Origin of the sequence: Neoactinobaculum massilliense (assembly GCF_900604955.1) — a bacterium.
Lineage (GTDB): Bacteria > Actinomycetota > Actinomycetes > Actinomycetales > Actinomycetaceae > Neoactinobaculum > Neoactinobaculum massilliense.
In genome coordinates, this window is the sequence record NZ_UWPE01000001.1 from 267,609 (window position 1) to 290,485 (window position 22,877).

Sequence of the window (22,877 nt, forward strand, 5' to 3'; positions counted from 1 at the left end):
GGGAGTCACCACTTTTACTACTCGGCCAGCAACCGCGCGACCCTCTGCAGCCCCTCATCCAGGGCGTCGTCGGACAGGGCGTAGGAGAAGCGGATGTTTCCGGGGGCGCCGAACGCCTCACCGGGCACCGTGGCCACGTAAGCCTCCTCAAGAAGGATGGTGGCCAGTTCGGCGGAGGTGGTGGCGCGGCGGCCCCGAATGGTGCGTCCCAGGAGGCCGTGCACATCGGCAAACACGTAGAACGCCCCGGCGGGTTCGGGTACCACCAGGCCGGGCACGTTTCCGAGGATCTCAAGAGCCCGCCGCCGACGCCGCGCGAAGGCCTGCTGCATTGCCGTGACAGGTGCCTGTGGTCCGGTGAGGGCGGCGATTCCCGCGCGCTGGGCAATGTTATTGACGTTAGAACTGAGGTGAGACTGCACCTTCCGGACGGCCGCGGCCACCGGCGCGGGCGCGGCCAGCCAGCCCACACGCCAGCCCGTCATCGCATAGGACTTCGCCAGGCCATTGAGAATGATGCATGAATCCGCCAGTTCCGGCACCACCGCGAGGATTGATGGCGCAGGCGCGCCCCCGTTTGTGTAGGTGAGGCGGCCATAAATCTCGTCGCTCACCACCATGAGGTGGTGGGAGAGCGCCCACTCACCGATCTCACGTAGTTCGTCCGCGGTGTACACCGCACCTGATGGGTTCGACGGCGAACACAGCAGTAGTGCGACGGTTCGGTCCGTCCTGGCGGCCTCAAGCTGAGCCACGCTCACCTTAAAACCACTGTCCGCGCCGGCGGGAACGTCCACGGGTAGGCCACCGAAGAACCGAATGGCTTCCGGGTAGGTGGTCCAGAACGGCGAGGGGAGGAGTACTTCGTCACCCGGATCTAGGATGGCCGCCCAGGTTTCAAAATCTGCCTGCTTACCGCCATTCGTCACCACGATGCAGTCCGGATCAAGTGTCAGGCCCGCATCCCTCTGCTCGGCCGCCGCAATAGCCTCGCGGAATTCCGGGAGACCGCCCGTGGCCGTGTACTTGTGATTAGCCGGGTCCGCGGCGGCGCGCTGTGCAGCCTCCACGATGTGCGGCGCGGTGGGAAAATCCGGCTCGCCCGTGGCGAAGGAGATAACGGGTTTGCCCTGCGTAGCCAGTGCCTTCGCCGTGGCCGCTACCGCGAGCGTTGCGGAAGGAGAAATGGCGGCGCTTCGCCGCGAAATGTGTGTCATACCCCAATTATGCGCGCAGGCATCAATGCTGCCCGCCTCGATTCTGCAATGTGACGTGCGCCCTTCCACTCGACTCCACGAGTTTTTCCCACTAACATCGGAGGAGTTGTATCGCGTGGCAGTGCTACGCACCAACCTAGGGTAGTGGCGCAATTGGTAGCGCATCGGTCTCCAAAACCGACGGTTGGGGGTTCGAGTCCCTCCTACCCTGCGATGCTCTCCGAATGGGGTGGCATGCGCGAAGCAGGAGGGAACTATGAGCGGCAAGTCTGCAAGCACTCGGGCGTCCAAGCTCAACGTGTTCCAGCGCCTCGCCCAGTTCTTCCGGGAGATCCTGGTGGAGCTGAAGAAGGTTCAGGCTCCCACCCGCTCCGAGCTGGGGCAGATGTTCCTCACCGTGGTTGTGTTCATCGCGGTTGTCATGCTGTTCGTGTGGCTGGTGGATTTGCTGTTCGGCCAGCTGGCTCTCTGGATCTTCGGGTAGCCGCCTGGCCACGGTAAAACGTGGAAAGGATAGAGCGTGGCTGAGGATACGAACAACGCACTGTTTTCGGATGCACAGGAAGTGCCCGCACAGGCGGAGAATACCGCTGCGGAGGTGCAGCCGGAGGCCGAACGTACCACTCAGCCGGCGGCCCAGGATGCGGCGGAAACTGCGGACACGCTCGATACCCAATCTGTAGAGGACGCCCCGGTTTCTATCGATACCACCGCTCAGCCCGCTTCCCAATTGGCTACTGAACCCCCGGCTGAGGAAGAGAAGCCCGGAACAGTTACTCCGGAGGATGTACGCGCCAAGATTGCCGGTTTGCCCGGGCACTGGTACGTACTGCAAACGTATTCCGGATACGAAAAGCGGGTAAAGCAGGACGTCACCGTACGTATGACCACCATGAATATGGAGGATTACATCTTCCAGGTGGAAGTACCCATGGAGGAGGCGTTCCAGGTCAAGCGTGGCCAGCGCAAGCTGGTGTCGCGCGTGCGCATGCCCGGTTACGTGCTGGTGCGCATGGAAATGACCGATGATTCCTGGCGTGTTGTACAGTCCACGAACGGCGTGATGGGCTTCGTTGGTAATGGTCGCGAACCGGTGGCCCTCACCGAGGATGAAGTGGTCAATATGCTCACCCCTGTGGTGGAGCAGGAAGCCGCCGCAGAAGCGCGCGCGGCGGGCGTCCCGGCGGGCACCAACCCGGCCACTATTTCCCCGTTTGCGGTGGGGGATGCCGTCACGTTGGTGGCGGAGCCCTGGGCCGGTATGCCGGCTACGGTGTCCCAGGTGGACGCCGAAAATCAGCGCCTCACTGTACTTATGACGCTGGTCGGCCAGGAAACCCCGGTGGAGTTGGCCTTCACGCAGGTACGCAAGGACGAACAGTTCTAGGGCGGGCGCCGCGCGTCGGCGTTAGATTTTCCGAGCGGAAGTGTAAAGCCACGTGGCCAATCAGCTTGGCAGTGCGGCGTCGACCCCGATAACTATCCGGTCGTATCCGCGGAGAGAGCTATCACAGGGCTTCCGGCTTTCACGCCGGGAGCCCTTGACGTACAGTTGATGTTTGTGCTGTCACTAGCCATGGTGGCGGCGTAGTAGAGAAAAGGACCCGATATGGCTAAGAAAAAGGTAGTCGGCTTTATTAAGCTGCAGATTCCGGCTGGACAGGCCACGCCGGCACCGCCGGTTGGCCCGGCACTCGGTCAGCACGGCGTGAACATCGTTGAGTTCACGAAGGCTTACAACGCGGCAACGGAATCTCAGCGCGGCAACATTGTGCCGGTTGAGATCACGGTGTATGAGGATCGTTCCTTCACGTTTGTTCTCAAGACCCCGCCGGCCGCACAGCTCATTAAGAAGGCCGCAGGCATCCAGAAGGGCTCCGGTACGCCGCAGTCCAACAAGGTGGGTCACCTGACGGCGGATCAGGTGCGTGAGATCGCGCAGGCTAAGATGCCCGACCTCAACGCGAACGACATCGACGCCGCGGCGCGCATCGTGGCGGGCACCGCCCGCTCCATGGGCGTCACCACGGACGAACTGTAAAACCATCGGGCAAGGCCCGGTGACCACCGAATGCACAAAGCGTTCGGGAACAGGCCGGCACTTAACCGGCAGCCGGTGTAGCCGGTAAATATTGGCGGGGCGGCGTGACGCCACTCGCCGGTGGAAGGGCCTGCTTGGCCCGCTAACCACAACTGTGAGGAGAACAGACATGGCAAAGCACTCGAAGGCATATCGGGCCGCCGCTGAGAAAGTGGCCCAGGGCGTCCTCTACACGCCCCTCGAAGCGATGAAGCTGGCGAAGGAAACCTCCGTCACCAAGTTCCCGTCCACGGTGGAAGTAATGTTCCGTCTGGGCGTGGATCCGCGGAAGGCGGATCAGATGGTGCGCGGTACGGTTTCGCTTCCGCACGGCACCGGCAAGACGGCACGGGTCGTCGTCTTTGCGCAGGGTGAGAACGCGCAGGCCGCCATTGAGGCCGGCGCCGATGAGGTGGGCGACGACGATCTGATCGCCAAGGTACAGGGCGGCTGGACTGATTTCGACGCCGCCGTGGCCACCCCGGACATGATGGCTCGCGTTGGGCGTCTGGGCCGCGTGCTCGGCCCCCGTGGTCTCATGCCGAACCCGAAGACGGGCACGGTCACCATGGATGTGGCCAAGGCCGTCAAGGACATCAAGGGTGGACGTATCGAGTTCCGCGTGGACAAGAACCGCAACCTCGCCTTCGTGGTGGGAAACACCGATTTCACCGTTGAGCAGCTGGTGGAGAACTACGCGGCCGCGCTAGCCGAAGTGCTGCGTCTCAAGCCGGCCGCTGCTAAGGGCCGCTACATCCAGAAGGCCACCGTGGCCACCACGATGGGCCCGGGCATTCCGCTGGACCAGACCAAGACGCGCGATCTGCTCGCCTAGTACGTAGCTGAGCGCTTCCGGGTGCTCAGCTTGCGAACGTTCAAAAGGGGCGGTGGGTAACCACCGTCCCTTTTTGCGTACACTGGCTCGCGTGACTCGCCGCCGTGACCTTCTGCTTGCCTGTCTACTGGGGATACTCGCACTCACCTGGTCCGCTTTCGCCGCCGTTAGAGTCACCCAGGTTTCCCTGCAGGATGAATGGACATACATCGACTACGCCTACAAGGCGGCCCACTTCCACATTCCCGCGCCGGGGGAGCAGATTGGCGCATTTACGCAGCACGAGTGGGATTGTCGCGGCACCGGGCAGGCGCCGAATATCTCGGCGGGATGCCCGGACGGGCGCGCTACCACGCACCTGGAGCTGCCATTCGAGGGCGAAAACTACAACACCTTCCATCCGCCTCTGCTGCTGGCCGCTGCGGGGTTCACCGGGCGGCTATGGGCCGCATTGGGCGGAAGCTTCGTGGTGGGGGCGCGTTTCTTCTCGGGAATTGTGGCCGCCGCGGGCGTGATCCTCATCTACTATGCATTGCGGCGATTTCGGCTGTCCACGCCGGCGTGTTTCGGCGGTGCGCTCACGGTGCTTGCAACCCCCGCGATCGCGAATGCGGCTGCCATTGTTCACACGGATTCGATCAACATTTTGGCCGGGGCGCTGGCGCTGTGGTTCCTTGGCCGGGTAACCCGCGGAAATAGCGGTTGGGTGGCACCCGCACTGGCTACACTAGCCATCACCTATTGCCGTGTGCAGGCCGTGGTGCCCATGCTGGCGGTAGCGGCGATGCTTGCGTGTGCGGCCCTGCGGCCGCGACTATTCCCGGTCGGGGGTGATATAGGGGGCGGTAACGAGGCCGCTAATGGTGGCGGAGCCGGCAGTGATAACGCGCCGGGCGCCGGCGGGACCCGCGCTGAGACGGGCCGGTCTACCGCCGTTCGTGCCACCGGTATTCGTGGCGCCTACTGGCGAATCGTTGCGGGGCAGATCGGCGCCGTGCTCCTCGGGTATGGGTCCTGGTCGCAAATCCAGGCGTGGCGGGCGCCGGCGGGATACGTGGCGTCTATTCAGGGTGTGTCCACTAATCCGTTAGCCGACCATGGCGCCTGGGGCGTGCTTCGTACCTTCATCGATATTCCGCTAAACGGCCCCTATGGCCTCACGCAGCCCGGTGCGGACTACCACATGGCGCCGCAGATGCTGTGGGTGGGTACCAACGTGTGGGGGTGGATGCTTTTTGCCGTGTACATGGCTGTATTTCTCGGCTGTGTGATGGCGGTGATTCGTACGGTTGCCACCCGCATAAGTACTGGTACGGTGCTTGCCGGCCTTGTGCTCACCACCGCCGTGGTGCAGGGGCGCGAGGTGCTGCTCCACCACATGTACTTTCGCCGAATTTCTGGCCGCTACGCGGTAGTGACGGCGCCGCAGCACGCACTGGTGCTCGCGGCGTGGCTGGACCACCATGGCTGGGCCTGGACACTACCGGTATTTGGCGCGATCGGCTACGTGCTGGTATTCCTCGGGCCGCTGGTGGGGTGAGTCGCCCGTACCGGCGTGGGTGGACTCTTTGCGCGGGCGGTGGAGCTCTGCGAGGGGATGAAGCCTGACGGCCCGGAGTGGGGGTCCACCTGCCCTGTGCTTCGGCCGTGCTCGCTTGCCCTGCGTGGACGCGCTCCCTGGTACCGGGCCGACCCAATCTCTCCGCAGTCTCACCCCGGCGAGCGGGTGGCCTAGCGGCCGTGGCGGATCGCACGGCCAGCCGCGTTGGCGCCAGGCGCCCGAGGCTGTACACTGATGGGGCCAAAGACCGCGGGTCCTCGAAAGAGGTTAAATTTGCCGGCGCAGGTGAGTTGAGAGCTTTTCCCACGCTTGCCTGCGTGGGATTTTTTATACCCGCGGGTGACCGGAAGGAGGCCCCATGGCACGGACCGATAAGTCTGCAGCGATTGCGGAACTCAAGGAGCTGTTCGAGCGCTCCAACGCAGTCCTGTTCACTGAGTACCGTGGCCTGACCGTCGGCGAAATGAAGGATCTTCGCCGTTCGTTCCAGGGAGAGGCTGTCTATAAGGTCGCCAAGAATACGCTGATGAAGATTGCCGCCCAGCAGGCGGGGGTGGAAGTGCCGGAGGGTATCCTCGCCGGTCCGTCCGCCGTCGCATTTGTGACGGGCGAGGCTCCGGCCGTGGCCAAGGCGATGAAGAACTTCGCTAAGGACCACGAGAACCTCACCGTCAAGGGTGGCATCATGGAGGGCTCCTGGCTCTCCGAGGATGGCGTCAAGAAGCTCGCGGAACTCGAATCCCGCGATACCCTCCTGGCCAAGTCCGCCGGCGTGCTCAAGGCGCTCCTCTACAAGACCGCCTACGTACTCAATGCGCCCGCATCGAAGGCCGTTCGTACCGCCGATGCACTTCGCGCGAAGAAGGAAGAAGAAGCTGCTGCCTAGCGGGCAGTGCGCCAAACATCTGCTCGCATAGCAGGGAAGGAAGGCCATCATGGCTAAGCTCACTACCGAAGAGCTCATCAACGCTTTCAAGGAGCTCACGCTCGTTGAGCTCAACGATTTCGTGCACGCATTCGAGGAGGAGTTCGACGTCACGGCCGCCGCCCCGGTTGCCGCCGCCGCTGCTCCCGCCGCCGGTGGGGATGCCGCCGCTGCGGAGGAGAAGGACTCCTTCGACGTCGTGCTCCAGGAGATCGGTGACAAGAAGGTTCAGGTCATCAAGGCCGTGCGTGAGATCACGCCGCTGGGTCTGAAGGAAGCCAAGGAGCTCGTTGACTCCGCTCCTAAGGCCGTGCTTGAGGGCGCGGACAAGGATGCCGCCAACAAGGCAAAGGAGACCCTCGAGGCCGCCGGCGCCACCGTGGTGCTCAAGTAGTTTCGCTTAAAGAGGGCGGATCGGGTTTCCGGTCCGCCCCTTTTTTATGCCCGAAAGTCGTGTCCCGCGGGGCGTGGGAGTGCACTGTCCTTCCGCACGACGACGCCGTCACGGCCAGATTCCTTCTGGCTCGCCACCTGTGTGGTTTCGGGGTGACAGGCTGCCACTCTTGCGTACAACGTGCCTGCCCACTACGTGACCTTGGGGGGGGCGGGCGGCGTCGTCGGAAAATCGTCACCTACCACGCAAGCTTGAAGGGGCGGCGCTGCGTACGGCGTCGGAAACGTCCACTTACTATGCGCGCCTCCTCCAACGCGCCCGCACGTGAGGCAACTGTGAGGGGCCGGGCGCCCAAAGCGTCGGTGGCTGATCGGGGCGGTGTTGGGCCCTCTGGCGGGTCGGGGTGGCGCTGAGTTGATGGATTTCTCTTGAGGTGATGGATTCCTCTTGAGGTGATGGATAACTACCGCTTTAGGGCCCAGATCGGGGCTCCAACCGGGCATTTTCCGTCAACTCGGGAGATTTCTTACGGTTCAGCGGGGCTGGCCGACCGGCGGGGCGGCCTACCGGCGGCCAGCATCCCGCTACCAAAACGACCTACAACACGCCGGGGACTATTCGGGTGGAAACTGGTACCCTAAATGTGCGCGCCACGAGGTTGCAGGTACGGGCCGGGTGTGCGAAAGTTTTCCTGGAACATCGGTGTTCCAGTGGCACCCTCCACAGGATCCGGGGTAGCATTGCGCACAGAAATGGATTATGGTAGACGTCTGCGCCGCTTCCCCTTTCCGGTTATGTGTAACGTCCCCCGGTGGGCGGATCCGGCCTTTGCCTAGCTACGTCAGGGAAGGATCCACTTTGGCTGCTTCGCGCACATACTCGCTGGCCGCAGAAAACGGTAAGCCGGTTGTTGACCGCGTATCTTTTGCGAAGATCAAGGAGCCCCTGCAGGTTCCGGATCTTCTTGGACTGCAGACCGATAGTTTTGGTTGGCTCATTGGCTCGGATAAGTGGAGGGCCGAGCATCCCGGTGAGCAGTCCGGCCTCGAGGAAACGTTCGAGGAAATTTCCCCCATTGAAAATGCCGCCCAGACCATGGGCCTGGTGATTTCGAATCCGCATCTCGAGGATCCGAAGTATTCTATTCTTGAATGCCGCGAGCGTGATCTGACCTACTCTGCGCCACTGTACGTGACGGCCGAATTCCAGAACTATGAGACGGGCGAGATCAAGAGCCAGACCACCTTCATTGGTGATTTCCCGCTCATGACCTCCCGCGGTACGTTTATTGTTAATGGCTCCGAGCGTGTGGTGGTTTCCCAGATTGTGCGCTCCCCAGGAGTGTATTTCGAGCGTAACGCGGACAAGACGTCCGATAAAGATACGTATTCGGCGCGGTTTATTCCGTCCCGCGGTGCGTGGCTTGAGTTTGAGATTGATAAGCGCGACGCCGTTGCCGTGCGTATTGACCGCAAGCGCAAGCAGTCCGTCACCGTGTTCCTCAAGGCTCTCGGCATGAGCGAATCCGAGATCCAGGAGGAGTTCAAGGATTATCCGATCCTGCTGGCCACCATGGAAAAGGACACGGTGCACGAGCAGGAGGATTCGCTGCGCGATCTGTACCGCAAGCTCCGTCCGGGTGAACCGCCCACGGCGGATGCGGGCCGTACGCTCCTCAACAACTTCTACTTCAACCCGAAGCGGTATGACACCGCCAAGGTGGGGCGCTACAAGATCAACAAGAAGCTGGGCAACCCGGAGGGGACGGATGCCCGTCAGCTTCGTCTTGAGGACATCATCGCCTGCATTCGCTACCTGCTGGAGCTCCACCAGGGCAAGGACAAGCTCAACGAGGTGGGGGAGTACCCGGAGATTGTCGTTTCTGAGGGTGGGCGTCCGGTGCGCATCGCCACGGATGACATCGATAACTTCTCCAACCGTCGCATCCGCGCCGTGGGCGAGTTGATTCAGAATCAGGTCCGCACGGGCCTGTCCCGCCTGGACCGCATGGTGCGTGAGCGCATGACCACGCAGGAGATTGAGGCTATTACGCCGTCCTCCCTGATTAACATCCGTCCTATTGTGGCGGCAATCAAGGAGTTCTTCGGCACCTCCCAGCTCTCCCAGTTCATGGATCAGAACAACCCGCTGGCCGGCCTCACCCACAAGCGTCGTCTGTCCGCGCTGGGCCCGGGTGGTCTGTCGCGTGATCGCGCGGGCATGGAAGTGCGTGACGTGCACCCGTCCCACTACGGGCGTATGTGCCCCATCGAAACCCCTGAGGGCCCGAACATTGGCCTTATCGGTTCGCTGGCATCCTTCGCGCGTATTTCCCCGTTCGGCTTCATCGAGACGCCGTACATGAAGGTGGTGGACGGCCGCGTCACGGGCGAAATTGAGTATCTTCAGGCCAGCGATGAGGACGATGCGAACATCGCCCAGGCTGAGGCTCCGCTCGATGCGGATGGCCGTTTCATCCAGGACGAGGTACTGGTGCGTATTCCGGGCGGTGACCCGGCCCTGGTGCCGCCGTCGGAAATCACCTACATGGATGTGTCCGCGCGTCAGATGGTGTCCATTGGCACGGGCATGATTCCGTTCCTCGAGCATGACGACGCGAACCGAGCCCTCATGGGCGCGAACATGCAGCGTCAGGCAGTGCCGCTCATTCACCCCGAGGCCCCGCTGGTGGGTACCGGCTGGGAGATGCGCGCGGCAGTGGACGCCGGCGACGTCACGGTGGCCGCGGCTCCCGGTGTGGTCACCGAGGTGGACGCGGATGCGGTGCACGTGGAGCAGGACGACGGCAAGCACGTCATCTACAAGATGACCAAGTTCGAACGTTCGAACCCTGGCAACTGCATTAATCAGACGGTGCGGGTCAGTGAGGGCGATCGGTTGGAAACCGGCTCACTCATCGCGGACGGCCCGGCGACCGAGGGCGGCGAGCTCGCGCTCGGCCAGAATCTTCTGGTGGCGTTCACGGCGTGGAACGGCTACAACTACGAGGACGCGGTGGTCATCTCCGAGCGCCTCGTTCAGGATGACGTGCTCACCTCCATTCACATTGAGGAGCACGAGGTGGACGCGCGCGACACGAAGCTGGGACCCGAGGAAATTACTCGCGATATCCCGAACGTGTCCGAGGACATGCTTTCTCACCTGGATGAGCACGGCATCATCCGCGTGGGTGCTGAGGTACAGGCCGGTGACATCCTGGTCGGCAAGATCACGCCGAAGGGCGAAACCGAGCTCACCTCCGAGGAGCGCCTGCTGCGCGCCATCTTCGGTGAGAAGGCTAAGGAGGTACGTGATACCTCGCTGCGTGTGCCGCACGGCCAGTACGGCATTGTGATTGGCGTGCGTCAGTTCACCGATGAGAACGACGACGAGCTGCCCGCGGACGTCAACGAGACGGTGCGCGTCTACATCGCTCAGCGCCGTAAGATCACCATCGGCGACAAGATGTCCGGCCGCCACGGCAACAAGGGTGTGGTCTCCCGCATCCTGCCGGTGGAGGACATGCCGTTCCTGGCGGACGGCACCCCGGTGGACATGGTCCTCAACCCGCTCGGTGTGCCGAGCCGTATGAACCTCGGTCAGGTATTCGAACTCCATCTTGGCTGGGTGGCCGCGCAGGGCTGGGACGCCACGGCGGCTCGCGAAGCCGGTGAAGAGTGGGCGCTGCGCATCCCCGAAAACACCGTGAAGGCTGGGCCGCGTACTCGAGTGGCCACACCGGTGTTTGATGGTGTGCGCGACGACGAGCTGGCGGGCCTGCTCAGGTCCACCCTGCCGAACCGCGATGGCGAGCGCATGGTGGGCAACGATGGCAAGGCACTGCTGTTTGACGGACTCACCGGCTTGCCGATTGCCGGCCCCGTTGCCGTTGGCTACATGTACATGCTCAAGCTCCACCACCTGGTAGACGACAAGGTGCACGCGCGTTCCACCGGCCCGTACTCGATGGTGACGCAGCAGCCACTGGGCGGAAAGGCTCAGTTCGGCGGTCAGCGTTTGGGCGAGATGGAGGTGTGGGCCCTGGAAGCGTACGGCGCCGCCCACACGCTCCAGGAAATGCTCACCGTCAAGTCCGACGACACCGTGGGACGTGTCAAGGTGTATGAGGCCATCGTGAAGGGCGAAAACGTGCCGGAGCCCGGCATTCCGGAATCCTTCAAGGTGCTCATGTATGAGATGCGTGCGCTGTGCTTGAACGTCGAGGCACTGGACGCGTCCGGTGAGTCCATCGATATGCGCGACGAAGAGGACGAGGGCACCACTCCGAATCAGCCGGTACTGCACACCGGCCTCGAGGGTCTCAACACGGGCGCTGATCTGTAGATCCGCCGGGGGAGGGCCCCGCCGCGCGCCAGGCGCGGCCCTCCCCACTACCAACTTGTTCGGTGCAAAACATTTCTGAGGAAGTAGGAATCTTGCTCGACGTCAATCGTTTTGACCAGCTCACCATTGGCCTTGCCACTTCAGACGACATCCGCCGGTGGTCCTACGGCGAGGTAAAGAAGCCGGAAACCATCAACTACCGCACCCTGAAGCCGGAGAAGGACGGCCTGTTCGGTGAGCAGATTTTTGGGCCCACTCGTGATTGGGAGTGCGCCTGCGGAAAGTACAAGCGCCCCCGCTTCAAGGGCATTGTCTGCGAGCGCTGCGGGGTAGAGGTCACCCGTTCCAAGGTGCGCCGTGAGCGTATGGGTCACATTCAGCTGGCCGCGCCCGTCACCCACATCTGGTACTTCAAGGGCGTTCCCTCCCGGCTGGGTTACCTGCTGGATATCGCTCCGAAGGACCTGGAGAAGGTCATCTACTTCGCCGCCTACCTGGTGACGTCCGTGGATGAAGAGGGCCGCCAGCAGGATCTGCCGTCCCTTACTTCCGAGTACGAGCTTGAGCGGAAGGCCCGGGAGAATCAGCGGGATTCCGATCTGGAGCAGCGCCAGCAGCGCCTCGAGCGTGAGCTCGCGGACGCGGAGAAGGCCGGCACGGAGCCCAGCGAGATTACGCGCATCAAGCGATCCGCGGAGTCCGAGAAGACGCAGATCCGCAAGCATGCAGAGCGCGATCTGGAGCGCCTGGAGCTGGTGTGGGATACCTTCCGCAATCTCAAGGTGGGTGACCTTGAGGGTGATGAGGACGTGTACCGGGAGATGGAGTCCCGCTACGGCGATTACTTCGCTGCCGCCCGCGGTGCCGAGGCAATCCAGCAGCGGCTGCGTGATTTCGACCTGCAGGCTGAGCATGACCGCCTGGTCGAGCAGATTGAGACCGGCACGGCGCAGAAGAAGGCACGTGCCCTCAAGCGCATCAAGGTGGTCAACGCGTTCCTGTATTCCGGTACCAGCCCGGAGGCCATGGTGATTGATGCGATCCCGGTGCTGCCGCCGGATCTGCGCCCCATGGTGCAGCTGGACGGTGGACGCTTCGCCACCTCGGATCTCAATGACCTGTATCGCCGCGTTATTAACCGCAATAACCGCCTCAAGCGCATGCTGGATCTGCACGCGCCGGAAATCATGGTGAACAACGAAAAGCGCATGCTCCAGGAGTCCGTGGATGCGCTGTTCGATAATGGCCGCCGTGGCCGTCCCGTCCAGGGTGCCGGTAACCGCCCGCTTAAGTCCCTCGCCGATATGCTCAAGGGCAAGCAGGGCCGCTTCCGCCAGAATCTGCTGGGTAAGCGCGTGGATTACTCCGGCCGTTCCGTCATTGCCGTGGGCCCGAGCCTGAAGATGCACCAGTGCGGCCTGCCGAAGGTCATGGCTCTGGAGCTGTTCAAGCCGTTCGTACAGCGTCGCCTCACCGATCTCGGCGTCGCAAAGAACATCAAGGCTGCGAAGCGTATGATCGACCGCCAGCGCCCCGAGGTGTGGGACGTGCTGGAAGAGGTCATTCGCGAGCATCCGGTGCTGCTCAACCGTGCACCTACCCTGCACCGTCTGGGCATTGAGGCGTTCGAACCGCTCCTCATCGAGGGTAAGGCTATGCGCCTGCACCCGCTGGTGTGCTCGGCCTTCAACGCCGATTTCGACGGTGACCAGATGGCTATTCACCTGCCGCTCTCCGTGGAGGCGCAGGCGGAGTCCCGCATTCTTATGCTCTCCTCGAATAACCTGCTCAAGCCGTCCGACGGGCGTCCGGTGACCTCTCCGACCCAGGATCAGTTGATCGGCATCTACTATCTGACGATGGCTCGTGAGGGCAAGGCGGGCGAAGGCCGCTACTTTGCCTCCCGCGAGGAAGCGTCCATGGCCTATGACCTGGGCGATCTGGACATGAACGCGCCGGTACACATCCGGTTTGAGGGCGACGTGGTGCCGCCTAAGGACTGGCAGGCGCCAGAGGGCTACCAGCAGGGTGATTCCTACCTGCTGGAGACCACCTTCGGCCGCACCATCTTCAACGAGGCGCTGCCGCTCGATTACCCGTACGTCAATCAGCTGGTGGAGAAGAAGTTCCTCGGGAAGATCATCAATGAGCTTTCCGAACGCTATGACAAGGCGAACTTTGCCGCCGCGCTGGACGCGCTCAAGCACACCGGTTTCTACTGGGGTGGCCGTTCCGGCGTGACCATCGCGGTTGCTGATGCCGTGGTGCCGGAGAATAAGCCGGAAATCCTGGCGGAGGCAGAAAAGAAGGCCGCCGTTATCGAGAACCAGTACCTGACCGGCCGTATCGAGGACGAGGATCGGCGCCGTGACCTGGTGGACCTCTGGTCCGGGGTGACGGACAACATCGCCGTCGAAATGCGGAAGAACTTCGATCGCGATAACAACATCAACCAGATGGTTTCCTCCGGTGCCCGTGGTAACTGGGAGCAGATCCGTCAGGTGGCCGGTATGCGTGGTCTGGTGGCTGATCCGCGTGGTGAGATTATTCCCCGCCCGATTACCTCGAACTACCGTGAGGGTCTCTCCGTTCTCGAGTACTTCGTCGCATCCCACGGCGCGCGTAAGGGTCTGGCTGACACGGCACTTCGTACCGCGGATTCGGGCTACCTCACGCGTCGTCTGGTGGACGTGGCGCAGGACGTCATCGTCCGCGAAGAAGACTGCGGTACCCGTCGCGGCGTCGTGAAGACGATCGCAACCCGGAATGAGGACGGAACGCTCACGCCGGCGGAGACGCTGGACACCTCGGTGTACGCCCGTACGCTGGCGAAGGACGTGGTGAGCGAGGATGGAACCGTGCTGGCCGCGGCGGGCACGGATCTGGGCGATCAGGTGATCTCGGACCTTATCGCACACGGTGTCACGCAGGTGACCATCCGCTCGGTGCTCACCTGCCAGTCCCGCACGGGTATTTGCGCCATGTGCTACGGCCGTTCGATGGCTACCGGGCAGCTGGTGGATATGGGCGAGGCCGTGGGTATCGTGGCCGCCCAGTCTATTGGTGAGCCGGGCACCCAGCTGACCATGCGTACGTTCCACACCGGCGGTTCTGCTTCGGCCGCGGACATTACGCAGGGCCTTCCGCGTGTGCAGGAGCTGTTCGAGGCTCGTACTCCGAAGGGCGAGGCGCCGATCGCGGAGGGCGCCGGCATCCTCAAGATCGAGGACGGCGAGCGCATCCGCCAGCTCATCATCCAGCGCGATGATGGCGAGGATGACCTGGTGTACAAGGTGTCCAAGCGTGCCAAGCTGTGGGCGCAGGAGGGTGACCACGTCGTCGTCGGCCAGCAGCTGGTCGAAGGCTCGGTGGATCCCAAGAAGGTTCTGCGCGTGTCCGGCCGCCGGCGCACCCAGGAGCACATCGTGGATGAGGTACAGAAGGTGTACCGCAGCCAGGGCGTGGAGATTCACGACAAGCACATCGAGGTCATCGTGCGGCAGATGCTGCGCCGCGTCACCGTGCTGGAGGCTGGCGAGACGGAGCTGCTACCCGGTGAGCTGATCGACGTTTCAAAGTTCGAGGATGCGAACCGCGCCGCGATGGCCGAGGGAAAGAAGACGGCCGTGGCGCGTCCGGAGCTGTTGGGTATCACGAAGGCCTCTCTGGCTACGGATTCCTGGCTGTCCGCCGCCTCCTTCCAGGAGACCACGCGCGTGCTCACGGAGGCCGCCCTGGAGGGCAAGTCCGATCCGCTCGCGGGCCTCAAGGAGAACGTCATCCTGGGCAAGCTCATCCCGGCCGGTACGGGCCTGGAGGAGCTGCGGCACACGGCAATCGAGCCCACGCAGGATGCTCGCATCGAGTTCGAGAAGAACAACGGCTTTGGTGCCGCGTTCGAGCCGATCGATGAGGGCTTCAACTACGGGGATTACGCGGACTTCGATCTGGGGGCCGGGTACACGGCCTTCTAGGAGTAGCGCCTAGCCGGGTTGCGCGGTGCGTGTAGACGGTGGGTAGCGCCGTTGCCCAGCGCGGAAGCGCGGTTGGGTGGCACGCGTAAACGCGGGAAATAGCTGGGGAGGGATCGCGAAAGCGGTCCCTCCCTTTTGCGTGCGTGGTAGTTGTTGCGTGCGTGGCGCGTGGGCTCCGTACGACGCCGAAGCCCCGCGTGGTACCGGGGTTGCGGGGTGTGGTGCGCGGAAGTGACGCGTGGGCGAGCACTACCCGGCAGCCGTGCGCATACGAGGCCGAAGTGGTCGCATGGAATCGCGGCTTGAGGGTAGTGGCGTGCGGGGGAGTGGGGTGTCGTCCGCCCATCGCACCAGACACCCAACACAGGAGGAGCGCGAGTTGGTGGGGTGCGGGTGAGTGGATGGTTTTCTCTTGAGTTGACGGTGAGTGCCCGGTTTGGGGGCGAGATGGGTGCCCAAACCGGAAGTTTTGCGCGGTTTCAAGAGTTTTCTTACTGTTCAGCGAGGGTGATTTTCCTGCCAGGAAGGCTGGTGCTCCGGTGGACGAAAGTAATTCGTTCGGGGAGAGTACCACCGGCCTAGTGTGCTCCCAACCGCTCACCTCGGGACCGTGGTTCGACGCGGGCGGCCGGCGTCGTGCCCTCACGTACCTGGTGAACCGCCCGGCGTCGTGCCCTCCGGTACCCCGCAACCTCACTCATCCGGGCACACGGGAGACAAAACTCATAGCACCCCCGGCGGCGCGGTGGTATATCACACGTGTGGGCTTTGACGGCGCCCGTAAATCGCGGCTACCCTTGTCAAGGTTGCCCGTCTGCGAATTTGGTACGCGTTCGCGCGTCAAGGTGAGGTGTGCACCGCCTAATTGCGCAGGCAAATTATTACAGTTCCATCTCTAGGAGTTATCCAGTGCCAACAATGCAGCAGCTGGTCCGTCAGGGCCGTGCCACTAAGAAGCGTGCATCGCGGCGCGCAGCGCTGAAGGGAAGCCCTCAGCGTCGTGGCGTATGCACCCGCGTGTTCACCACCACCCCGAAGAAGCCGAATTCTGCTCTTCGTAAGGTCGCGCGTGTTCGGCTGTCCTCCGGCATCGAGGTCACCGCTTACATTCCCGGTGAGGGCCACAATCTTCAGGAACACTCCATCGTGCTGGTGCGCGGTGGCGGCGTGAAGGACCTCCCTGGTGTGCGGTACAAGATCGTGCGCGGCGCGCTCGATACGCAGGGTGTCAAGGGCCGTAAGCAGGCCCGTTCCCGCTACGGTGCGAAGAAGGAGAAGTAAATGTCGCGTAAGGGTCCCGCGAAGAAGCACGGCCGGATTCCGGATCCGGTTTATGATTCGCAGCTGGTTACCCAGCTGGTCAACCGCGTTCTGATTGACGGCAAGAAGTCCAAGGCGCAGGCCATCGTGTACGGTGCGCTGGCCGGCGTGAAGGAAAAGACGAATGAGGAGCCCCTGGACGTGCTCAAGCGCGCCATGGACAACATCCGTCCCTCCCTGGAAGTGCGTTCCCGCCGCGTTGGCGGCGCCACCTACCAGATCCCGGTTGAGGTGAAGGCGAACCGCGCCACCAATCTCGCCGTGCGCTGGCTGGTCGCCTATGCTCGCGACCGCCGCGAGAACACCATGACGGACCGCCTGCTCAATGAGATTCTGGATGCGTCCAACGGACTCGGTGGTGCGGTCAAGCGCCGCGAGGATACTCACCGCATGGCTGAGGCTAACAAGGCCTTCGCGCATTACCGCTGGTAGTTAGTTAACCGGGAAGAGAGAAACATTGGCACAGTTTACCCCTAAGGCCCTTACGGACCTCACCAAGGTTCGTAATATCGGCATTATGGCGCACATCGACGCCGGTAAGACGACCACGACGGAGCGCATCCTCTACTACACCGGTCTTAACTACAAGATCGGTGAAACGCACGATGGCGCCTCCACCACGGACTGGATGGAGCAGGAGAAGGAACGCGGCATCACCATTACGTCGGCTGCTGTCACGGCGTTCTGGAAGGGCTACCAGTTCAACATTATTGATACCCCGGGCCACGTGGACTTCACCATTGAGGTGGAGCGTTCCCTGCGCGTGCTGGACGGCGCCATTGCGGTATTCGATGGCAAGGAGGGCGTGGAGCCCCAGTCCGAAACCGTGTGGCGTCAGGCCGATAAGTACAACGTGCCGCGCATCTGCTTCATCAACAAGATGGACAAGCTGGGTGCAGATTTCGAGTTCTCCGTACAGACCATCCGCGATCGTCTCTCCGCCACCCCGGTGGTTGTGACCTTCCCGATTGGTGCGGAGAACGAACTCTCGGGCGTGGTGGACGTGCTCCACATGAAGGCGCTGCGCTTCCCGGAGAAGGACGAGAACGGCAAGGACACCTACGGCTCCATCGTGGTCGAGGAAGAGATTCCCGCGGACCTCAAGGAGAAGGCCGAGAAGTATCGCGCCGAACTCGTGGAGACGGCCGCGGAAGCGGACGACGCCCTCATGGAGAAGTACTTCGAGACGGAAACGCTGGACGAAGCCGACATCATCAAGGGCATCCGTAAGCGCACGGTTGCCTCGGAGATTTACCCGGTGTACGGCGGCTCCGCCTATAAGAACAAGGGCGTTCAGCCCATGCTCGACGGCGTGGTCAACTTCCTGCCATCCCCGGTGGATATCGACGCCGTTACCGGCTTCCTGCCCGGTCACGAGGAAGATGGGGAGACGGAAAAGCGTCACCCCTCCGAGAAGGAGCCGTTCGCGGCGCTGGCCTTCAAGATTGCCGTGCATCCCTTCTACGGCAAGCTCACCTACGTGCGTGTGTACTCCGGTGAGATTCGGCCCGGCGACCAGGTGCTCAACACCGGCAAGGGCAAGAAGGAACGCGTTTCCAAGATGTTCCAGATGCACTCCAACCAGGAGCTCCCGGTGGATCGTGCGCACGCTGGCCACATCTACGCCTTCGTGGGCCTGAAGGACACCACCACGGGCGAAACCCTCTGCGATCAGCAGCACCCGATCACGCTGGAGTCCATGGACTTCCCGGATCCGGTTATCCACGTGGCCATTGAGCCGAAGTCCAAGAATGACCAGGAGAAGCTCTCCATCGCCATTCAGAAGCTCTCGGAGGAGGATCCCACCTTCACCGTGCAGCAGGATGAGGCCACCGGCCAGACGGTGATTGGCGGTATGGGTGAGCTCCACCTGGACATCCTGGTGGACCGCATGCGGCGTGAGTTCCATGTTGAGGCCAACGTGGGTGCGCCGATGGTGGCCTACCGCGAGACCATCAAGAAGCCCGTCAAGGACGTGGAGTACACGCACAAGAAGCAGACCGGTGGTTCCGGCCAGTTCGCGCGTGTTATCTGTTCCTTCGAGCCGATGGAGCTCACGGAGGAGGGCAAGTCCTATGAGTTCGTTAACGCCGTGACCGGTGGTCGCGTGCCGCGCGAATTCATTCCGTCCGTGGATCAGGGCATCCAGGAGGCCATGCAGAACGGTGTTCTGGCCGGCTACCCGGTGGTGGGCGTGAAGGCCACCCTGGAAGACGGCGCCTACCACGAAGTCGATTCCTCCGAGATCGCATTCAAGATCGCCGGAAACCAGGTCTTCAAGGAGGCCGCCCGCCGCGCTAACCCGGCTCTGCTGGAGCCGATCATGTCCGTGGAGGTGCGTACCCCCGAGGAGTACATGGGTGACGTAATCGGGGATCTCAATTCCCGGCGTGGCGTTATCCGGTCCATGGAGGATTCCCGTGGTGTCAAGGTGATCGACGCCGAGGTCCCGCTGAGTGAGATGTTCGGCTACGTTGGTGATCTTCGTTCAAAGACCCAGGGCCGCGCGGTGTATACCATGCAGATGGATCACTACGCAGAGGTTCCGAAGGCCGTTGCGGACGAGGTCATCAAGAAGGAACGCGGCGAGTAACTTCAGCGCGATAAACGGGCGTGTTGTCCGCTATAATCGGTTGACGGCGATGCCCGCTTCAGGGTGGAATTCCACTCACAACAAGCATTGAAAATCTATTTAGTCCCAGGAGGACGAAGTGGCGAAGGCTACGTACGATAAGAGCAAGGTCCACATGAACGTGGGCACCATTGGCCACGTCGATCATGGAAAGACGACGACCACGGCTGCCATTACCAAGGTGCTGGCGGATAAGTATCCGGAACTGAACACCTACACTCCGTTTGAGGATGTGGATAACGCGCCTGAGGAGCGTCAGCGCGGCATTACCATCAACGTCTCCCACGTTGAGTACCAGACCCCGACGCGTCACTACGCTCACGTGGACGCCCCGGGCCACGCCGATTACATCAAGAACATGATTACCGGCGCTGCTCAGATGGACGGCGCGATCCTGGTTGTGGCCGCTACTGACGGCCCGATGGCTCAGACCCGTGAGCACGTGCTGCTCGCTCGCCAGGTGGGCGTGCCGCAGATGATCGTGGCGCTCAACAAGTGCGACATGGTTGAGGATGAGGAGCTCCTGGAGCTCGTGGAGATGGAGACGCGTGACGTCCTCTCCGCTCAGGGCTACCCGGGGGATGACATTCCGGTGGTTCGCATCTCCGCGCTCAAGGCGCTCGAGGGCGATCCGAAGGGCGTCGAGTCCATCGAGAAGCTCGTTGAGACCATTGACACCTACTTCGATGATCCGGTTCGCGATCTGGAGAAGCCGTTCCTCATGCCGATCGAGGACGTCTTCACCATTACCGGCCGCGGCACCGTGGGGACCGGCCGTGTGGAGCGCGGCATGCTCAACATGAACGAAGAGGTGGAAATCGTGGGTATTCGCCCCACGCAGAAGTCCACCGTTACGGGCATCGAGATGTTCCACAAGTCCATGTCCCACGCGGACGCCGGCGAGAACTGCGGCCTGCTGCTCCGCGGCATCAACCGCACGGACGTGGAGCGCGGCCAGGTTGTGGCCAAGCCGGGCACCATCACGCCGCACACGAACTTCGAGGCTCAGGTCTACGTGCTGAAGAAGGAAGAGGGCGGACGTCACAACCCGTTCTTCTCCAACTACCGCCCGCAGTTCTACTTCCGCACCACGGACGTCACCGGCACCATTACCCTGCCGGAGGGCGTCGAGATGTGCATGCCGGGCGATAACACCACCATGACGGTCGAGCTCATTCACCCGATCGCTATGGAGGTCGGCCTCGGCTTCGCTATCCGCGAGGGTGGCCACACGGTTGGTTCAGGCCGCGTGACGAAGATCATCAAGTAGTTCTTACTACTGAGGGCCCCGCTTCGGCGGGGCCCTTTTGTATCTCAGGTAGTGGGAGTGTGTGGTGTCGGTAGGGCGGCGGTTGGCATTGCGGACGGGTGCATCGCCGGGCCCGGATATCTGCTATCCGTATGGACGCCGTCGATATCCGCGTGGGGAGTGTGCCACAAAGAGGAGGCGCCAACTTGTCAGATTTTGGGAGTACTGGCAGAATAGACGGGTTGCTCGCGGAAGCGAGTGGAAGCTTTCCGGAAATCCGGAACTGAGATAAATGGTTATCCGTAACCTCACATAGGGCTTGATTGCGCGTCGAATCGCGACACGCCCGAGTGCGGGGACCGGGCAACTCCAAGCAGAGAGGTAGGCGCGCCATGGCGGGACAGAAAATCCGCATCCGGCTGAAGTCATATGACCACGAGGTCATTGATAGCGCGGCCAAGAAGCTCGTGGACGAGGTCACTCGTACGGGCGCCTCGGTGGTGGGTCCTGTGCCGCTGCCGACCGAGAAGAACGTGTTCGTGGTTATTCGCTCTCCTCACAAGTACAAGGATTCTCGCGAGCACTTCGAGATGCGCACGCACAAGCGGCTCATCGACATCGTGGATCCCACGCTGAAGACGATCGATAGCCTTCGTCGGCTCGATCTTCCGGCTGAAGTGAACGTCGAAATCAAGCTCTGAGGTAGAACGCAATGAAGAATCAGGCCATCGCGGCGAGGCCGGTTAAGGCGCTCGTCGGAACGAAGCTGGGGATGACCCAGCTGTGGGATGAGGCAGGTGCTCTCCTCCCGATCACCGTGGTGCGTGTGGGCAAGAATGTTGTTACCCAGGTGCGTACGCCGGAAACGGACGGGTACTCCGCCGTTCAGATCGCGTGCGGTGATGAAAAGAAGAAGAACGTCACCAAGCCGATGCAGGGCCACTTCGCCAAGGCTGGTGTGACGCCCCGCGTGAAGCTGGTTGAGGTTCGTACCCCTGATGCCGGCGATTATCAGCTGGGGCAGGAACTCACGGCGGAAACGTTCTCTGCCGGACAGATCGTGGACGTTACGGGAATCTCGCGCGGCAAGGGCTTCGCGGGTGTGATGAAGCGCCATGGTTTCCAGGGTGTCTCCGCCTCCCACGGCGCTCACCGCAACCACCGTAAGCCGGGCTCCATCGGTGCCTGCGCTACGCCGTCGCGCGTTTTCCGCGGCACGCGGATGGCCGGCCGTATGGGCTCGGATCGCGTGACCGTACAGAACCTCTCCGTCCACGCCGTTGACGCGGATAAGGGACTGGTGCTGGTAGTGGGTCCGATTCCGGGTGCCAAGGGCTCCCAGGTAGTGATCCGCACCTCCGTGAAGAAGGGGGCATAACCCATGGCAGATCTCACGATTGATGTTCTGGACGCCAGCGGGAAGGCCACGGGAACGGCAACGCTTCCGGCCTCGCTCTTTGACCTGGAGCCGAACATTTCGCTGCTACACCAGGTTGTTAACGCTCAGCTCGCCGCTGCTCGGCAGGGCACCCACGCCACGAAGACGCGCGGCATGGTAAGCGGCGGCGGCAAGAAGCCGTTCCGCCAGAAGGGCACCGGCCGGGCTCGGCAGGGCTCCATTCGCGAGCCGCAGATGGTCGGTGGCGGTACCGTTCACGGTCCGCAGCCGCGCAGCTACGCGCAGCGCACGCCGAAGAAGATGGTGGCGGCGGCTCTGCTGCAGTCCCTCTCCGATCGCGCGCACGGCGGCCGCATTCACTGCGTCACCGAGTTCGTGGACGGTGCTAAGCCCTCCACGAAGTCCGCTCGGAACCTGCTTGCGGCGATGAACGCGGGTAAGGCTCTCGTGGTGCTGAGCCGCGAGCAGGAAACCTCGCTGCTCTCGGTACGCAACCTGCCGGCGGTTCACCCGCTGTTTGTTGACCAGATCAACACCTATGACGTCCTCAACTCTGACGACGTCGTCTTCACCGAAACGGCTCTGCAGGAGTTCGTGGACGCGAAGTCCAAGAAGGAGGAGAAGTGAGCGACACGGCAAGCTTCTGGAACAAGAATCCGCGTGACGTGATCCTCTCCCCGATTGCGTCTGAGAAGTCCGCGCTGGCTGAGGAACAGAACAAGTACACGTTCCTGGTGGATCCGCGGGCCAATAAGACGGAGATCCGTCAGGCCGTTGAAAAGATCTTCGGCGTCAAGGTGGCCTCCGTGAACACGATGAACCGCAAGGGTAAGACGCGTCGTACGCGTGATGGCATCGGCCGTCGCAAGAACACGAAGCGCGCCATTGTGACCCTTCGTGAGGGCTCCATCGACATCTATGGCGAGAACATCGGCTAGGGCGAAAGG

The 22,877-nt window shown here is 62.4% G+C and carries 18 protein-coding genes and 1 tRNA gene; 18 read left to right on the forward strand and 1 reads right to left on the reverse strand.

What is annotated here, in order from left to right; all coding sequences use genetic code 11:
- Positions 1-17: 17 nt before the first annotated feature.
- Positions 18-1,217, reverse strand: a complete 1,200-nt coding sequence (locus EIH27_RS01130) for a pyridoxal phosphate-dependent aminotransferase (RefSeq protein ID WP_164461570.1) — start codon at positions 1,215-1,217, stop codon at positions 18-20.
- Positions 1,218-1,355: 138 nt separating this feature from the next.
- Between EIH27_RS01130 and EIH27_RS01135 the strand changes: the two genes are divergently transcribed.
- From EIH27_RS01135 to rplW, 18 genes are all read left to right on the forward strand, one after another.
- Positions 1,356-1,428, forward strand: a tRNA-Trp gene (locus tag EIH27_RS01135).
- Between the two features lie 45 nt (positions 1,429-1,473).
- On the forward strand, positions 1,474-1,701 hold the full coding sequence (gene secE / locus EIH27_RS01140; protein ID WP_124039161.1) for a preprotein translocase subunit SecE: 228 nt from the start codon (positions 1,474-1,476) through the stop codon (positions 1,699-1,701).
- Positions 1,702-1,737: 36 nt separating this feature from the next.
- Positions 1,738-2,604 carry a transcription termination/antitermination protein NusG gene (nusG, locus tag EIH27_RS01145; protein ID WP_124039162.1) on the forward strand — a complete coding sequence of 289 codons (867 nt, stop codon included), beginning with the start codon at positions 1,738-1,740 and terminating at the stop codon, positions 2,602-2,604.
- A gap of 222 nt (positions 2,605-2,826) precedes the next feature.
- Complete coding sequence (rplK, locus tag EIH27_RS01150; RefSeq protein WP_124039163.1) at positions 2,827-3,258, forward strand: 50S ribosomal protein L11; 432 nt, start codon at positions 2,827-2,829, stop codon at positions 3,256-3,258.
- A gap of 169 nt (positions 3,259-3,427) precedes the next feature.
- Complete coding sequence (rplA, locus tag EIH27_RS01155) at positions 3,428-4,132, forward strand: 50S ribosomal protein L1 (RefSeq protein WP_124039164.1); 705 nt, start codon at positions 3,428-3,430, stop codon at positions 4,130-4,132.
- A gap of 91 nt (positions 4,133-4,223) precedes the next feature.
- Positions 4,224-5,672 carry a glycosyltransferase family protein gene (locus EIH27_RS01160; protein WP_124039165.1) on the forward strand — a complete coding sequence of 483 codons (1,449 nt, stop codon included), beginning with the start codon at positions 4,224-4,226 and terminating at the stop codon, positions 5,670-5,672.
- A 379-nt stretch (positions 5,673-6,051) separates the two neighbouring features.
- Positions 6,052-6,579: a 50S ribosomal protein L10 gene (gene rplJ / locus EIH27_RS01165; RefSeq protein WP_124039166.1), complete on the forward strand. Its 528-nt coding sequence runs from the start codon at positions 6,052-6,054 to the stop codon at positions 6,577-6,579.
- 49 nt (positions 6,580-6,628) lie between these two features.
- Positions 6,629-7,012: a 50S ribosomal protein L7/L12 gene (gene rplL, locus EIH27_RS01170; protein ID WP_124039167.1), complete on the forward strand. Its 384-nt coding sequence runs from the start codon at positions 6,629-6,631 to the stop codon at positions 7,010-7,012.
- Between the two features lie 858 nt (positions 7,013-7,870).
- Positions 7,871-11,356 carry a DNA-directed RNA polymerase subunit beta gene (gene rpoB / locus EIH27_RS01175; protein ID WP_241152926.1) on the forward strand — a complete coding sequence of 1,162 codons (3,486 nt, stop codon included), beginning with the start codon at positions 7,871-7,873 and terminating at the stop codon, positions 11,354-11,356.
- A 92-nt stretch (positions 11,357-11,448) separates the two neighbouring features.
- A complete protein-coding gene (locus EIH27_RS01180; RefSeq protein ID WP_124040087.1) occupies positions 11,449-15,330 on the forward strand; it encodes a DNA-directed RNA polymerase subunit beta' in 3,882 nt (1,293 codons plus the stop codon).
- A 909-nt stretch (positions 15,331-16,239) separates the two neighbouring features.
- Positions 16,240-16,611: a 30S ribosomal protein S12 gene (rpsL, locus tag EIH27_RS01185; protein WP_124039169.1), complete on the forward strand. Its 372-nt coding sequence runs from the start codon at positions 16,240-16,242 to the stop codon at positions 16,609-16,611.
- Positions 16,612-17,082, forward strand: a complete 471-nt coding sequence (gene rpsG / locus EIH27_RS01190; protein WP_124039170.1) for a 30S ribosomal protein S7 — start codon at positions 16,612-16,614, stop codon at positions 17,080-17,082.
- Positions 17,083-17,107: 25 nt separating this feature from the next.
- On the forward strand, positions 17,108-19,243 hold the full coding sequence (gene fusA / locus EIH27_RS01195) for an elongation factor G (protein WP_124039171.1): 2,136 nt from the start codon (positions 17,108-17,110) through the stop codon (positions 19,241-19,243).
- Positions 19,244-19,361: 118 nt separating this feature from the next.
- Positions 19,362-20,552 (forward strand): elongation factor Tu, encoded by a 1,191-nt coding sequence (gene tuf, locus EIH27_RS01200; protein ID WP_124039172.1) that lies wholly within the window; start codon positions 19,362-19,364, stop codon positions 20,550-20,552.
- Positions 20,553-20,923: 371 nt separating this feature from the next.
- Positions 20,924-21,232, forward strand: coding sequence for a 30S ribosomal protein S10 (gene rpsJ, locus EIH27_RS01205; protein WP_124039173.1), 309 nt, complete (start codon positions 20,924-20,926; stop codon positions 21,230-21,232).
- Between the two features lie 11 nt (positions 21,233-21,243).
- On the forward strand, positions 21,244-21,909 hold the full coding sequence (gene rplC, locus EIH27_RS01210; RefSeq protein WP_124039174.1) for a 50S ribosomal protein L3: 666 nt from the start codon (positions 21,244-21,246) through the stop codon (positions 21,907-21,909).
- Positions 21,910-21,912: 3 nt separating this feature from the next.
- Positions 21,913-22,557, forward strand: a complete 645-nt coding sequence (gene rplD / locus EIH27_RS01215) for a 50S ribosomal protein L4 (RefSeq protein WP_124039175.1) — start codon at positions 21,913-21,915, stop codon at positions 22,555-22,557.
- Positions 22,554-22,868: a 50S ribosomal protein L23 gene (gene rplW / locus EIH27_RS01220; protein ID WP_124039176.1), complete on the forward strand. Its 315-nt coding sequence runs from the start codon at positions 22,554-22,556 to the stop codon at positions 22,866-22,868. Before rplD ends, rplW begins: the two co-directional genes overlap by 4 nt.
- Positions 22,869-22,877: the final 9 nt, after the last annotated feature.

Coding starts and splice junctions, on each gene's coding strand:
- EIH27_RS01130 (WP_164461570.1), bottom strand. CDS start 1,217: ATGACACACATTTCGCGGCGAAGCGCCGCCATTTCTCCTTCCGCAACG.
- secE (WP_124039161.1), top strand. CDS start 1,474: ATGAGCGGCAAGTCTGCAAGCACTCGGGCGTCCAAGCTCAACGTGTTC.
- rplK (WP_124039163.1), top strand. CDS start 2,827: ATGGCTAAGAAAAAGGTAGTCGGCTTTATTAAGCTGCAGATTCCGGCT.
- rplA (WP_124039164.1), top strand. CDS start 3,428: ATGGCAAAGCACTCGAAGGCATATCGGGCCGCCGCTGAGAAAGTGGCC.
- rplJ (WP_124039166.1), top strand. CDS start 6,052: ATGGCACGGACCGATAAGTCTGCAGCGATTGCGGAACTCAAGGAGCTG.
- rplL (WP_124039167.1), top strand. CDS start 6,629: ATGGCTAAGCTCACTACCGAAGAGCTCATCAACGCTTTCAAGGAGCTC.
- rpsG (WP_124039170.1), top strand. CDS start 16,612: ATGTCGCGTAAGGGTCCCGCGAAGAAGCACGGCCGGATTCCGGATCCG.
- rpsJ (WP_124039173.1), top strand. CDS start 20,924: ATGGCGGGACAGAAAATCCGCATCCGGCTGAAGTCATATGACCACGAG.
- rplC (WP_124039174.1), top strand. CDS start 21,244: ATGAAGAATCAGGCCATCGCGGCGAGGCCGGTTAAGGCGCTCGTCGGA.
- rplD (WP_124039175.1), top strand. CDS start 21,913: ATGGCAGATCTCACGATTGATGTTCTGGACGCCAGCGGGAAGGCCACG.